Annotated in this window: 14 protein-coding genes; 4 read left to right on the forward strand and 10 right to left on the reverse strand. The window is 64.6% G+C overall.

The window, feature by feature from the left end; genetic code table 11:
• Positions 1-2 precede the first annotated feature (2 nt).
• Together ABIC09_RS10060 and ABIC09_RS10065 are read right to left on the reverse strand one after the other, a co-directional pair.
• On the reverse strand, positions 3-1,931 hold the full coding sequence (locus ABIC09_RS10060; protein WP_354109170.1) for a glycosyltransferase: 1,929 nt from the start codon (positions 1,929-1,931) through the stop codon (positions 3-5).
• Positions 1,932-1,938: 7 nt separating this feature from the next.
• Positions 1,939-2,103 (reverse strand): hypothetical protein, encoded by a 165-nt coding sequence (locus ABIC09_RS10065; RefSeq protein ID WP_187434576.1) that lies wholly within the window; start codon positions 2,101-2,103, stop codon positions 1,939-1,941.
• A 124-nt stretch (positions 2,104-2,227) separates the two neighbouring features.
• Here ABIC09_RS10065 and ABIC09_RS10070 point away from each other — a divergent pair, with 124 nt between their 5' ends.
• Both ABIC09_RS10070 and ABIC09_RS10075 read left to right on the forward strand, forming a co-directional pair.
• Entirely contained in the window at positions 2,228-3,127 is a 900-nt protein-coding gene (locus ABIC09_RS10070) for a DUF6502 family protein (protein ID WP_354109171.1), read from the forward strand.
• Positions 3,127-4,311 carry a DUF5666 domain-containing protein gene (locus ABIC09_RS10075; RefSeq protein ID WP_354109172.1) on the forward strand — a complete coding sequence of 395 codons (1,185 nt, stop codon included), beginning with the start codon at positions 3,127-3,129 and terminating at the stop codon, positions 4,309-4,311. Before ABIC09_RS10070 ends, ABIC09_RS10075 begins: the two co-directional genes overlap by 1 nt.
• A 19-nt stretch (positions 4,312-4,330) precedes the next feature.
• Here ABIC09_RS10075 and ABIC09_RS10080 read toward each other — a convergent pair whose 3' ends face one another.
• The 6 genes from ABIC09_RS10080 to ABIC09_RS10105 are packed head-to-tail and all read right to left on the reverse strand — an operon-like array spanning position 4,331 to position 9,247.
• On the reverse strand, positions 4,331-5,053 hold the full coding sequence (locus ABIC09_RS10080) for an amino acid ABC transporter ATP-binding protein (RefSeq protein WP_354033484.1): 723 nt from the start codon (positions 5,051-5,053) through the stop codon (positions 4,331-4,333).
• 8 nt (positions 5,054-5,061) lie between these two features.
• The gene (locus tag ABIC09_RS10085; protein ID WP_354082727.1) at positions 5,062-5,766 is read right to left on the reverse strand and encodes an amino acid ABC transporter permease; all 705 of its coding nucleotides are present in this window, start codon (positions 5,764-5,766) and stop codon (positions 5,062-5,064) included.
• Entirely contained in the window at positions 5,766-6,479 is a 714-nt protein-coding gene (locus ABIC09_RS10090) for an amino acid ABC transporter permease (RefSeq protein ID WP_246229562.1), read from the reverse strand. Before ABIC09_RS10090 ends, ABIC09_RS10085 begins: the two co-directional genes overlap by 1 nt.
• 35 nt (positions 6,480-6,514) lie before the next feature.
• Entirely contained in the window at positions 6,515-7,333 is an 819-nt protein-coding gene (locus ABIC09_RS10095; protein ID WP_148748783.1) for an ABC transporter substrate-binding protein, read from the reverse strand.
• A 25-nt stretch (positions 7,334-7,358) separates the two neighbouring features.
• Complete coding sequence (locus tag ABIC09_RS10100; RefSeq protein WP_148748784.1) at positions 7,359-8,576, reverse strand: aspartate transaminase; 1,218 nt, start codon at positions 8,574-8,576, stop codon at positions 7,359-7,361.
• A complete protein-coding gene (locus tag ABIC09_RS10105; RefSeq protein ID WP_148748785.1) occupies positions 8,573-9,247 on the reverse strand; it encodes an RraA family protein in 675 nt (224 codons plus the stop codon). Before ABIC09_RS10105 ends, ABIC09_RS10100 begins: the two co-directional genes overlap by 4 nt.
• On the opposite strand from ABIC09_RS10105, the gene ABIC09_RS10110 reads away from it, so the two are divergent.
• Together ABIC09_RS10110 and ABIC09_RS10115 are read left to right on the forward strand one after the other, a co-directional pair.
• A complete protein-coding gene (locus ABIC09_RS10110; protein ID WP_283812696.1) occupies positions 9,230-9,364 on the forward strand; it encodes a hypothetical protein in 135 nt (44 codons plus the stop codon). The genes ABIC09_RS10105 and ABIC09_RS10110 overlap by 18 nt on opposite strands.
• Positions 9,365-9,378: 14 nt before the next feature.
• The gene (locus tag ABIC09_RS10115) at positions 9,379-10,305 is read left to right on the forward strand and encodes a LysR family transcriptional regulator (protein WP_187434578.1); all 927 of its coding nucleotides are present in this window, start codon (positions 9,379-9,381) and stop codon (positions 10,303-10,305) included.
• Here the strand turns inward: ABIC09_RS10115 and ABIC09_RS10120 are convergent.
• Together ABIC09_RS10120 and ABIC09_RS10125 are read right to left on the reverse strand one after the other, a co-directional pair.
• On the reverse strand, positions 10,302-11,663 hold the full coding sequence (locus ABIC09_RS10120; RefSeq protein ID WP_187434579.1) for a M23 family metallopeptidase: 1,362 nt from the start codon (positions 11,661-11,663) through the stop codon (positions 10,302-10,304). The genes ABIC09_RS10115 and ABIC09_RS10120 overlap by 4 nt on opposite strands.
• A gap of 111 nt (positions 11,664-11,774) precedes the next feature.
• Positions 11,775-12,524, reverse strand: coding sequence for a peroxiredoxin (locus tag ABIC09_RS10125; protein WP_354109173.1), 750 nt, complete (start codon positions 12,522-12,524; stop codon positions 11,775-11,777).
• Between the last annotated feature and the right edge of the window lie 102 nt (positions 12,525-12,626).

Consider the following 12,626-nt stretch of genomic DNA (forward strand, 5'->3'; position numbering starts at 1 on the left):
GGTCAGATCCAGAACGCGGCTTTGCGCAGATGGACCAGCGTCAGCACGCTCGCACCGAGCAGCAGCGCCAGCGCCACCAGGACATAGATGATGCTGGTCGCATCGACATGGCCGCCGGCCAGCGGCTCGCGCCACACCGCGAACAGATGGGTCAGCGGATTGAGCCGCATCACGGTGGAGCGGTGATTGATCATGTCGGCGGACCAGATCACGGGCGAGGCGAGGAAGGCGAGCATCAGCGTCGATTCGATGATCGGCTTGAGGTCGCGATACCGCGTCGCCAGCGCGCCGAGGACGAGGCTCAGGCCGAAGGTGCAGATCACGAACAGCGACAGGCCCGGGAGCGCTGCGAGCGCGCCGGAGAGATCGTGCGGCGTTAGCAGCAGCCACAGCAGGAGCGGGACGCAGGCATTGTGCAGGGCGAACAGCCCCTGGCGGAATGTGCATTGCAGAAGGAAGATCACCGGCGGCAGCGCCCGGTCGCGGATCAGGCTCGCGGAGTTCTGCAGCGCCGTGGTCGCATCGAGCACCACGCTGTTGAGAAAGGTCCAGGCCGTCATCGACAGGGCCAGCATCGGCAGCCGCGCCAGCATGTCGGCGTTCGACATCTGTCCGATCACCGAGCCGAGCACGGCGACCACGATCGCCATCTGCAGCGACATCCAGAACGGACCGAGCAGCGAGCGCACATAGCGGTGGCGCATGTCGGACCAGGCCAGCGCTGCAGCGATCCGCAAGCTGTCGAGCCAGCCCGTTGGCTGCGGCGCCTCGGCGACGGGCGCGGCATCGCCGCAGGGGGCGGTGACGGCCGCGCGGTAGACGGATTCCATGCCTTCCCTGAAGGCGGTGGCGGAATAGCGGCTCACGGCGCGGGTCCGGGCCGAAAGCCCCATGCGGCGGCGGCGCTCGGGATCGCTGATCAGTGCGTCGATGGCTTCACCGAGCTTCTCGACGTCGCCCGGCGGCACGGTGATCGCCTCCATGCCGTGACGGGCAACACGCGGCACCGCCGTGTCGAGCGCGGTGTTCACAACGGGGCGGCCGGCGGCCATAGCTTCGAGCTGGGAGAGTCCGAAGGTCTCGGCATTGGTGACAGACGGCATCACGAAGACGTCGGCCAGGCACATCAGCTTGATGCGCTCGCAGTCACTGACGGAGCCGAGCAGGCGAACGCGGTCGCCGAGGCCAAGCTCGGCGATCAGCTGCTCGAGCCGGGGCCGCTCGGCACCTTCGCCGATGATCCAGGCCTCGAACTTACGGTTGACGGCTGCGCGGATCAGCACGTCATAGCCCTTGTAGGGCACGAGCCGGCCACAGGCGAGCACGAGGCGGCCGCGATCGTTGACGTGGTGTGGCTCGATCTTCGGCCAGTCATAAACACTGGTGTCGATGCCGAACGGCACGACATGGCATTTGTCTTCGAATTCCCGCAGCAGCGGCGTCTCGTCGACCAGGACGCGGTCGGAGACGATGATCGCCTTGGCGCGGCGCAGCGTCCGCCGCATCAGGGGCTCGATGAGCCAGCGCAGACCCGAATGGGTGACAATGTCGGCATGCCAATGCACGACCAGCGGCCGATTGCGCCCGAAGCCGAGGGCGAAAACGAGGTCGGCGAGCGGAAAGGGCGCATGCAGCGCCAGCAGATCGTGCTCGGCGATCTTCTGCCACAGCCGCCAGGGATAGGCGGGCGCGGCCGGCAGCGACATCACATTGCCGAACGAGCGGACACGCTCGACCGGCACGTCGTTGACGATGATCGCGCGCCGGTCGGCCGATTGCGAGCAGGTCAGCACGGCGGAGGCGAAGGTGTCCTTCAGGCTGGCGCAGATGTCACGGATCACCGTGAGCGTGCCGCCAAACAGGTCGGGATAGTAGATCTTGAAGATGTGCAGCACCGACGGACGGCGCGGGGTGTCGCTTGTGTGATGCATGATGGCGTCAGCCCGCGAGCAGTGCTGCGACGAACGGTGCGGCCAGCACCGAGATGAAGATCACGCCGCGCAGCAGCGCCGGCAGCATCGGCTCGATCGCGCCGGCCCGGCTCCGGTCGGGAAACGGCACAGCACGCAGTGAACTGGAATTGCGGACCAAGCGGTCAGCCATGGTGTTGTCCCTTTACCTCGCGCCCTCAGTGAGGTTCCGTATATGTGGGAAAATTTACCACGTCAATTGCAAAACCGGAAGATGTGGGATTGTGTCCCACGTATGGCGCGGGTACAATTCAGACATGAATGCCAGGTCCGGGCCCAAAGCGGCGGCTCCAGAGCCGAATGCCGCAGCAAAGCTGCACGCGCCGCTGGCGCGGCTGCTGCGCCCGCTCGTGCGGCTCTGTATCCGCACTGGCATGACCTTTCCGGCACTGGCGCAGCTGCTCCGCGAGCTCTTCGTCAACGTCGCCGAGCATGATTTCGCGCTCGAGGGCAAGGAGCAGACCGACAGCCGCGTCAGCCTGCTCACCGGCATCCACCGCAAGGAGGTGGCGCGGCTGCGCGGCGCCGGCGCGCCGGTGCATGAGACGCCGGCGGCGCTGTCGCTGACGAGCGCGGTGATCGCGCGCTGGCTCGCCGCGCCTGAGTTCACCGATGCGAAAGGCGAGCCGCTGGCATTGCCGCGCACGGCCGAGGGCGATGCGCCGTCATTCGAGCAGCTCGTCGCCTCCGTCACCAAGGACGTGCGCCCGCGCGCAGTGCTCGACGAATGGGTCGACCGCCAGCTCGTCACCATCAATGCGGCCGACGAGATCGAGCTGGTGGAGGCGGCTTTCGTCCCGAGTGGCGCGGACGACAGCAAATGGCACTATCTCGGCCGCAATCTGCACGACCATATTGCGGCCGCCGCCGAGAACGTGTCGGGGCCGGCGCCGCGCTTCCTCGAGCGCGCGGTGCATTACAACAACATCTCGCCGAAGCTTGCGAAGCGCCTCGAGGCACGCTCGCGCGAGCTCGCGATGGATGCGCTCAAGACCGCCAACCGCGAGGCCAATCGTGCGCTCGCCAAGGACAAGGGCGGCGACGCGCGCTGGAATTTCGGCATCTACATCTACAGCGAAGACGCCGACGAGGATGGCGAGGCCAAGGACGTCAGCAAGGAAAACGGCAAGGATAATGGCAAAGAGGGCAGCTCCTGATGAGCCGGCCGCCGCTGATCTCGCGCCGATTGCTGCTGACCGGATTCTGGCTCGCCGGAACGGCGATCGCGCGTGCGCAGGTCAAGCGCGGCACCGATCAAGGCATCGGCGGCACCGGAATCACGCGCGGTGACGATCATGGCATCGGCGGCACCGGCATCGTCGGCGTGATCCAGCGTTTCGGCAGCATCTACGTCAATGGCGAGCGGGTCACCTATGCGAGCGACGTGCCGGTGCGCATCGACGGCGAGGCGGCGAGCCCGAAGGCGCTGCGCATCGGCCAGCTCGCCCGCGTGGTGGCGACGCGGCAGGCCGACGGCACCCTCGTCACGCGCAACATCGCGATCGCAAGCGAGGTCTCCGGGCCGATCGAGCAGGTCAAGGGCAATGAGCTGACGGTGTTGGGCCAGAAGGTCGTCGCGGGCAGCAAGGAGAGCAAGCTCCGCGCCGGCACGCAGGTCGCCGTCTACGGCCTGCGCCGGACCGACGGCGTGATCGTTGCAAGCCTGGTCGAGCCTCGGAAGGACGCAGCCGAACGCGTCACGGGCCTGGTCGAGCGCGGGCCCGACGGGCTGCAAATTGGCGGGTTGAAGCTGAGCGGCGTCGATCCCTTGCTGGTCGGCCAGCGCGTCCAGATCGAGGGCAGCGCGAGCCAGGGCGCGATGCAGGCTGCGCGCATGCGCATCGACGATTTCTCGGATCTCGTCGGCGCAAGCCGGCTCTCGATCGAGGCCTATGTGCAGCGTTCGGGCTCCAGCCTGCAGCTCGGCTCCGGCTTGGTGGCCCGCGACAGCTCACGCTTCGGGCCGGCCGCCGGTGAAGCGCGCATGGTCGTCAATGGAGTGTTCGATCGCTCGCGCGGCTTGCAGGTCGAATCGACGCAAGCGATCGGCCCGGGACCGGGTACGCCTCAGCCAGGCGGCGGCAGTCCCGGCCGGTCACCCGGCGGCTCGATCATGCATCCGGACCGCGGCACGCCGAACCCGGGTAACAGCCGGCCGGGCGGACCAGCTGCGCCCGGATCTAATCCTGGTGCAAACCCAGGCCCCGCGCCAACAGGACCGAGCGGCCCGTCAGGCCCCGGCGGTATGGGCTCGCCCGGTGGGTCGATGGGCCCCGGTGGCGGAATGGGTGGTGGCGGCTTAGGCGGTCCCGGCGGTGGGATGGGCGGCGGCCGGCGCTAGGGATGAAAATAGGAGGGCCCTAACGCGCCCTCGAGAGAAAGGAGCGCAGACGGTCGTGACGCGGATCATCAAGGACCTCGGCCGGTGCACCGCTTTCGACGATCCGGCCCTTGTCCAGAAACCAGACTGTGTCCGCGACTTCGCGCGCAAAACCGATCTCGTGCGTGACGACAACCATCGTCATGCCATCCTGCGCCAGCGTCCTCATCACCCGCAGCACCTCGTTGACCATTTCCGGGTCGAGCGCGCTGGTCGGCTCGTCGAAAAGCATGACGTCCGGATCCATCGCGAGCGCGCGCGCGATCGCGACGCGTTGCCGCTGTCCGCCGGACAGGCGCGACGGCAAGGCGTCGGCCTTGTCTGCCAGGCCGACGCGGTCGAGCTCGCTCATGGCGCGGTCTCTGGCCGCAGCCTTGCCCATCTTTCGGAGACGTTCCAGCCCCAGCGTGATGTTGCCGAGGACAGTGAGATGCGGAAACAGGTTGAACGCCTGGAATACGAAGCCGACGCGCTGACGCAAACGGTTGATATCGACACCACGCCCGGCGACGTCCGCTCCCTCGAACAGCACTTGTCCGCCTTGAATGGCTTCCAGGCGCGTCACCGCACGAATGAGCGTCGATTTGCCGGAGCCCGATGAACCGAGCAGTGTGACGACCTCGCCGCGTTTCACCTCGCCCGTCACGCCGGCCAGGACCTGGTGCTGGCCAAACCATTTTTCGACGGACTCGAAGCGGATCATGGCTGCCCTCATGCCGGCTGGGCGCCGAGCCCACCGCGTTCGGCGGTCAGCCGCCGTTCCAGCCAGCGGGCCGCCGATGTCAGGGTGAAGCAAAGCGTGAAATAGGTCAGCGCAAGCAAGCCATACACCTCGAACGGTTGCGTCATGAGCTGGTTGTTGACCTGGCTTGCCGCAAAGGTCACCTCGTTGGCGCTGATGACGTAGCCGAGCGAGGTCTCCTTGATCGTGGAGACGAACTGGCTGACCAGGCTTGGCATCATGTTGTGCAGGACTTGCGGCAGGATGATCTTGAAGGTGGTCGGAAAGTAGCCGAGGCCCAGGGCCTTTGCCGCCTCAACCTGGCCTTTCGGCAGGCCTTCGATCCCGGCCCGGATAATTTCCGACAGATAGCTCGCCTCGTAGACGATAAGTGCGAAGAGCAGCGTCTCGACGCCTCCGACCGTGTGTCCAATCAACAGCGGCAGCGCGAAATAGGTCCAGAAGATGAACATGATCAGCGGCAGGCCGCGCACGATGTAAACCACGGCGGTGGCCGGTCCGCGAAGCCAGCGACGCGCACTGAGACGCGCCAGCGCGAGCGCAATCGCGACGGGAAAGCTGAGAGATAAACCAGCCGCGGCGAGGAGCAGCGTCATGGCGAGGCCACCGACGGGGCCGTGCGGATATTGCCCGATCAGAAACAGAAGCCAGTTGTCCTCGAGGATCTCCAGCATCAGCGGATCTCGAGTTTCAGCCGCCGATCAGCGAAGCTGCCGAGCGCCATGATCGCGAAGGAGATCGCTAGATAAAGGATGGTTGCGACAGCAAACGCCTCGAACGTCTTGAACGTGTAGCTGTCGACCTCACGCGTGCGATAGGTCAGCTCGCCGACGCCGATCGCCATGGCGAGGCTGGTGTTCTTGAACAGAAGCAGGGTCTGGTTGATCAGCGGCGGGATCACGATGCGCAGCGCCTGCGGCAGGATCACGTAGCTCATCGCCTGGAGGTAGTTGAACCCGATCGAGCGCGCGGCCTCGTATTGCGTCTTCGGGATCGAGCGAATTCCACTGCGCAAATCCTCGGTGATATAGGCCGCGCTGGCGAGGCCCAGCGCCACCATCGCGAGAAGAAACTCGCTGTGGTGGCTGTTGACCCACATGCGGATGGCGCGAGGCAACAGTTGAGGGACGCCGAAATACCAGACCAGGATCTGAACCAGCAGCGGAACGTTGCGATGATATTCGACGTAACCCGCGACCAGCCATTCGAGCGGCCTGAACGGAAGCATGCGGACCAGCGTCAGGATGATCCCGATCGTCATTCCGAGCAGCCAGGCCGCCACGGTCAGCGCGATCGTCGTCGCCAGTCCCCAGATGAACCAGTCCAGATATTGGCCGGTCAGGACTGCGGCCGGGTCGAAGACATAGCCCATCGTAAGATCATGCACTCCGGATGTTCAGTTTCGCGCTCGATGTGAGGGGATCAGCCCTTGATCTCCTCGATTTTGAAATCCCGCTTCATGTCATAGACGGTTCCCGGCCCGAACCACTTAGCAAAAATCTTGCCGGCTTCTCCCGATGCATCCAGATCGGCCAGCACCTTGTTGACCTGATCCTTGAAAGCCGCTTCGCCCTTGCGGACGCCGAGCCCCCAAGGTTCGAGGAAGACCGATTTCTCGACGATCGACATCGGCGAGGACGCCTGCGCCTGTTTGCGGAGCTTCACCAGGATCAGCTCCGAGGCGCAAAAGCCATCGACCTTTCCCTGAACGACCGCAAGAAAGGCCGAGGATGAATCCTGAAAAGTCACAGTTTCCGCCGTTGGTATGACACGCCTGACGCCCTGTTCCGAGGACGATCCCTTGAGGGCGCTAACCCGCTTGCCGGAGAGCTGATCGAGCGTCGCGATGCCGGAATCGGCAGACACCAGCACCTTCTGCTCGCTGACAAAGTACGAATAGCTGTAGTCGATCTGTTGCGCGCGTTCCTTCGACCAGCCGAGATTGGCCGCGAGGATGTCGACCCGGCCCTGTATCAGCTCGGGGATACGTGCCTCAACGGCCATCGGCTTGATCTCGAGCGCGACACCGAGCGACTCCGCGACCTTGCGGCAGATGTCGATGTCGTAACCGACGATTTCACGCGTCTTCGGATCCTGGAAGCTGAACGGCTCGGCCGTGCCGAGCGTTCCACAGACCAGCTTGCTGCGGGCCTTCACATCGGCAAGCTCGTCGGCCTTTGCGGCGCCGACGACCCCGGTGATCAACAGGAGTCCGGCGGTGGCGATCTGGAACAATCTCATGGCTGTTTCCTTCATCCTTCTGCAACTAGCGCAAGGCCGCACAGATTCGCGCCAGCCGTGTGCAGGCTTCCTCGATCTTCGGCAATGAGGTTGCGATGGACATGCGCAGATAGGATGACATGCCATAGGCCGTGCCATCGATCACTGCGACGCCGGCGGCATCGAGGAAGTGCATGACGACGTCCAGATCGGTCTTCAGGGTCTTGCCTTCGGACGTGGTCTTCCCGATCAGGCCGGCGCAAGACGGAAACACATAAAAGGCGCCGTCGGGCGGAAGGCAAGAAAGGCCGGGAATGCCGTTCAGCAAGGCGACCGCACGATCGCGGCGAAGGCGATACATCTCGCGGGCCTCAGTGACAAAACCCTGATCGCCTTCGAGCGCTGCGGTCGCCGCCGCCTGGCTGATCGCGGACGTGCAGGACGTCGACTGCGACTGGATCGTGTTCATGGCGGCGATGAGCTCTGCGGGCCCCGCGCCGTAGCCAAGCCGGAAGCCAGTCATGGCATAGGTCTTGGAGACGCCGTTGACCAGCAGAGTCCGTACCCTCAGCCGAGGCTCGGCGGCAACGATGCATGGAGTTGCCCCGCCGTCGAAGCGGATGTGCTCGTAAATGTCGTCGGTCATGACCGCGACATGGGGATGCCGCAGCAGCACATCGGCGAGCGCGCCGATCTCGGCGGCGGAATAGAACGCGCCCGTGGGATTGCACGGAGAGTTCAGAATGAGCCAGCGCGTTTTGGGCGTGATCGCTGTTTCCAGAGCCTCGGCCGACAGCTTGAAGCCCGCGTTCTCGCCGCAGCTCACGGTCACCGGCGTGCCGTCGCAGGCCTCGACCATGTCGGGGTACGAGACCCAATAGGGTGCGGGGATGATCACCTCATCTCCAGCTCCGAGGGTGGCGGCGAGTGCGTTGTAGATGACTTGCTTGGCGCCGCCGCCGACGGAGATCTCGTTCATGGCATAGCGAACGCCGTTCTCGCGGGCGAGCTTTTCGATGATCGCCTTGCGCAGTGTCGGCGTTCCGTTGACTGGCGTGTAGCGCGTCTCTCCCGCTTCGAGCGCGGCCGCAGCCGCTTCGCGGATATGCTTCGGCGTATCGAGATCAGGCTCGCCGGCCGTGAGATCGATGACGTCGCGTCCCTCGGCCTGGAGCTGGCGGACCCGATCCCGCGCGACCATGCTTGGCGATGGTTTGATCCGTTGAACCCTCGGGGCGAGGGCGATGGCACCAGCGCGGCTCATGACGTTGCGCCTTGGGCAGGAGCGTTGCCGGTGCCGATATAGGAATTGTCGACGCGGCCTTCTCTGATGGCCGCCAGTGCGCCGGCCTCGCGCACTTCCTGCTGTCTGACTCGGTCGAGCAGCTCCGGGGCAACGGATCGGTCGAAGGCCACGACACCATCCTCGTCGCCGAGAATGACATCGCCCGGCATCACCACCATGCCGTCGATCGAGACCGGCACGTTGATCTCTCCGGGGCCTGATTTGTAGGGACCGCGATGTGTGACACCGCGCGCGAAGCAGGGAAAGCCAGCTTCGGCGAACGCGGCGACATCGCGAACGGCGCCGTCGATGACGAAGCCGGCGACTCCCATCGCCTTCGCGCGTGTCATCATGATCTCACCGACCAGGGCCTGGTTGAGATCGCCGCCGCCATCGACCACGAGCACGTCGCCTGGCCGGAGCAGCTCATAAGCCTTGTGCAGCATGAAATTGTCGCCGGCACGAGTCTTGACGGTGATCGCGGTGCCGATCAGGTGCCCGTTGCCATGGAACGGGCGGAGCGTTCGGGTGCCGTGCAGCCGGTTCATGTTGTCAGATACGATCGCGACCTGCGCCGCCGCAAAGTCGGCGATGATTGCAGGCGGGACCGAGGGCGGTGAGGGAAGCTGTCGATGACCGGGCAGGAGCATATGGGCAAAACCGATGGGCTGTGCGCTGGAGCGCAGATTTCGCTTGAAGCCTGCCCTGTGGTGGGCTTGAAGAAAAGTGAATATTTTTCTACGTCTGAGATCGCTTTTTTCGATTGATGGGCATTGATGCCATGGTGAGTCTGACACTGAAGCAGGTCGAAGCGTTTTACTGGATCGCCGAATTGGGCGGGGTGGTTGGCGCCGCGGAGCGGCTGAACCTGGCGCAATCGACTATCTCCAAGCGCATCGCCGAATTGGAAGCAACGGTCGGGAGCGCGCTGTTCGATCGCAACAGTCGAAAGATCAGCCTGACGCGCAGCGGCGAAAATCTGATCGAGCTCGCCGCCGAGCTGTTGGAGCTCGAGGCGCGAATGCGCCAGGTCGCGGCAGGCCCGCTGGCTTTCAGTGGTGCTTTCCGATTCGGCGTCACCGAACTCGTGGCGCTGACCTGGCTCCCCAAGCTGATTGTGGCCATGAAGGAAGCCTATCCGGCGGTCATTCCAGAGCCCGAAGTGGAGTCCAGCGTTGTGCTGCTCGACAAGCTCGCCGATCGTCGCCTGGATCTCGTGATTGGTCTTGATCCGCCGGCCAGTGCCGACTTCAACGCACTGCCGCTCGACAGCGTTACGCTGCAATGGATGTCGGCGCCCGGCGTCGGCCCCAAGGCCGATGAGGCGGCGCTGGAGGAGATCGCCCGCTACCCGATCCTCACCCAGGGGGAAGGATCAGGCTTGCAGAAGCTCGTTCTGGATTGGCTGGGCGTGAGCGGCATCAAGCTCAATCGCGTCGTCAAGTGCAACAGCCTGAGTGTCCTCTCGGCGCTTGCCGTGGCGGGGCTCGGCATCACCTTTCTCACCGAGCAGTATTTCCGGCATGAGATCGAGATCGGTCTCTTGCGCACGATCAGGACATCGCCGGCCATCCCGCAGATCAGATATTTTGCCGTGACGCGTGCGGACGCCGTCGATCCGCTGGCCGGGCAGATCGCGCGGATTGCGCGTGAATGCTGCGACTTCTCGCTTCGAGGCTTGTCGGCGCGGCGTGTCCGAGGGGCCTAGCCCGCGCTGAGACGCACGCCGGCGCGCAAAAACTTCTGCGGATCGACAGCTTCGCCATCGATGCGGGTTTCGTAGTGTAGATGCGGGCCGGTGGAACGTCCCGTCGAGCCGACGAGGCCGATGACCTGGCCGATCTTCACGATCTCACCGACCTTGACGTTGATCTCGGAGAGATGGCCGTAGCGGGTCGACAGCCCGTTGCCGTGATCGACCTCGACCATGCGGCCATAACCGCCGGACCAGCCGGCCGAGACCACCTTGCCGTTGGCCGTGACGCGCGCCGGATCGCCGGTCGCGGCACGGAAATCGAGGCCGGTATGCATTGCGGGCCGGCCGAGGAAGGGATCGCTGCGCACGCCGAAGCCGGAGGTGAATTCGACCTCGCCGACGACCGGCTTGCGATAGGGCACCTGCGCCAGGGTGCGATTGAGCCGGTCCATGTCGGCGCGGGTGACGTTGATGCGATAGAGCTGCTTCTCGAAGGGACCTGCGTTCGCGGTGAGCTTCACCGGCACGAACGGACCGCCCATCGCGGCGCGCGGCACGGCGGCCTCGAGATTGGCGAGGTTCAGGCCGAGGTCGCTGACCACGCCGCGCATCCGCCGCATCCGCGAATCCATGCCTTCCTCGACGGCGCTGAGCGCCGCAACCTGGCGGCGCTCGACCTGATCGAGCGAGTTCGTCAGCCGGACCAGGACATTGTCGAAGCCCTGATTCTTGGCGAATTGATTGATCGGCGGGGCGATCACGGCCGGCGCACGCGATTCGAGCCGGGCTTCGCGGTCAGGCGGCGCCACGAAGATCACGGTGTCGCTGATTGGCGACGGTTTGGGTGTGCCTTGCGTCGTCGTCTGGTTCGCGTCGCCACGCTGCGACGCCGCGCGCGGGATTGACCCGGTGACATCAGGCATGGCGCCCAGCGCCGTGGCCCTGGACTCCAGCGCCGTCTGGCGCTTCATGATCTGGTCGAGCTTCTGGTCGAACTGCTCCTGGTCGAGCAATTGCCGACTGGTGGTACGGTCGACCTTGGCGCGCAGCTCGGCGATGCGGTCCTCATAGGCGTATTGCATCTCGGCCTGACGGGCGATCAGCCGGGTCAGGACGTCGTCGCGGAAGGCGAAATAGGTGGCGGTCGCCGCTGACCACAGCCCCAGCAGCACGACGGTGCCGACCACGATCCAGAACACGACAGGTCCGAGGCGAACCTGCTTGCCGTGATGCAGGATCGTGTAGGCGTCGTCGGCATCGGGCAGGGGAATCGCAGCGGCCGCCGGGGCAGCACGGCGATGGAAGGCGCGTCCGTGGTCGTGGGGGTGATGATGAGGGTACTGCGAATATTGGGCAGAACTTTTCGACATCGGCACTCCCGCGCCGATAGGAACGGTTCCTTGCGGCTCAATTGCCGCAGCAATCTGGGCCAGTCATGGTTAATTTTTCGGAAACGGGAACGCTCGATTTTAACGGGCTGGTTAAAGACTTCTTGCAGCTAGCAGCACCTCGTCCGCATGGCCGTCGACCCGGACATTGCGCCAGATCCTGGCCACCTTGCCGTCGGATCCGATCAGCAACGTGGTGCGAAGGATCCCGAGGAAGCTCTTGCCGTACATGGATTTTTCGCCCCACGCGCCATACGCCTCCAGCATCTCATGCTGCTCGTCCGAGATCAGGGGGATGCCGAGGCTGTGCTTGTCGCGGAACTTCTCCTGGGCCTTTAACGGATCGGCCGAAATGCCGAGAACGGCGGTGCCGGCAGCGGTAAAGGCGTCCTTGAGCCGGGTGAAGTCGATCGCCTCGCGGGTGCAGCCCGGTGTGTCGGCGCGAGGGTAGAAGAACAGGACGAGCTTCTGGCCGGCATAGTCCGACAGGGTGACGACGTTGCCGCCATCGCGGGGCAGGCGGAAGGCCGGCGCCTTCTGGCCCTCGGCCAAGGACTTTGCTGACAGGGACTTTGCTGACAGGGACCTTGCTGGCAACGACGTTGCTGAAACGGCCGACGCCGACGCGGCGGGCTTAGAGGTCTTTTCAGAAGATTTTAACCGTTTCGATGCGGCCTTATGCGATGCTGCCTTGTCGCCTGCTTTGCTTGATTTGCTTGCCGATGCCGGCTGTGTTTTCGCGCCACGTGTTTGCGTCGACGCCCGTGTTTTCTGGGGCTTCTTTTTAGCGGTCGGACTGCCGGAGGGCGTTTTGGACGATTTCTTTCGGGATTTCTTGGACATACGCCTTCCTTTCGTCGCTTTCGGCGGGTCAACCAAAGCGGTATTGCAGCTCTCGTCCGGTATGCCGGATTCGCGCCCTCGGCTGGGCAATTTTGGCGGCGA

It is taken from the genome of Bradyrhizobium sp. S3.12.5 (assembly GCF_040548225.1).
Lineage (GTDB): Bacteria > Pseudomonadota > Alphaproteobacteria > Rhizobiales > Xanthobacteraceae > Bradyrhizobium > Bradyrhizobium cytisi.

Excerpts from the sequence above, each read along its gene's own strand:
- ABIC09_RS10060 (WP_354109170.1), bottom strand. The coding sequence starts at position 1,931 with ATGCATCACACAAGCGACACCCCGCGCCGTCCGTCGGTGCTGCACATC.
- ABIC09_RS10065 (WP_187434576.1), bottom strand. The coding sequence starts at position 2,103 with ATGGCTGACCGCTTGGTCCGCAATTCCAGTTCACTGCGTGCTGTGCCG.
- ABIC09_RS10070 (WP_354109171.1), top strand. The coding sequence starts at position 2,228 with ATGAATGCCAGGTCCGGGCCCAAAGCGGCGGCTCCAGAGCCGAATGCC.
- ABIC09_RS10075 (WP_354109172.1), top strand. The coding sequence starts at position 3,127 with ATGAGCCGGCCGCCGCTGATCTCGCGCCGATTGCTGCTGACCGGATTC.
- ABIC09_RS10080 (WP_354033484.1), bottom strand. The coding sequence starts at position 5,053 with ATGATCCGCTTCGAGTCCGTCGAAAAATGGTTTGGCCAGCACCAGGTC.
- ABIC09_RS10085 (WP_354082727.1), bottom strand. The coding sequence starts at position 5,766 with ATGCTGGAGATCCTCGAGGACAACTGGCTTCTGTTTCTGATCGGGCAA.
- ABIC09_RS10095 (WP_148748783.1), bottom strand. The coding sequence starts at position 7,333 with ATGAGATTGTTCCAGATCGCCACCGCCGGACTCCTGTTGATCACCGGG.
- ABIC09_RS10100 (WP_148748784.1), bottom strand. The coding sequence starts at position 8,576 with ATGAGCCGCGCTGGTGCCATCGCCCTCGCCCCGAGGGTTCAACGGATC.
- ABIC09_RS10110 (WP_283812696.1), top strand. The coding sequence starts at position 9,230 with ATGACCGGGCAGGAGCATATGGGCAAAACCGATGGGCTGTGCGCTGGA.
- ABIC09_RS10105 (WP_148748785.1), bottom strand. The coding sequence starts at position 9,247 with ATGCTCCTGCCCGGTCATCGACAGCTTCCCTCACCGCCCTCGGTCCCG.
- ABIC09_RS10115 (WP_187434578.1), top strand. The coding sequence starts at position 9,379 with ATGGTGAGTCTGACACTGAAGCAGGTCGAAGCGTTTTACTGGATCGCC.
- ABIC09_RS10120 (WP_187434579.1), bottom strand. The coding sequence starts at position 11,663 with ATGTCGAAAAGTTCTGCCCAATATTCGCAGTACCCTCATCATCACCCC.
- ABIC09_RS10125 (WP_354109173.1), bottom strand. The coding sequence starts at position 12,524 with ATGTCCAAGAAATCCCGAAAGAAATCGTCCAAAACGCCCTCCGGCAGT.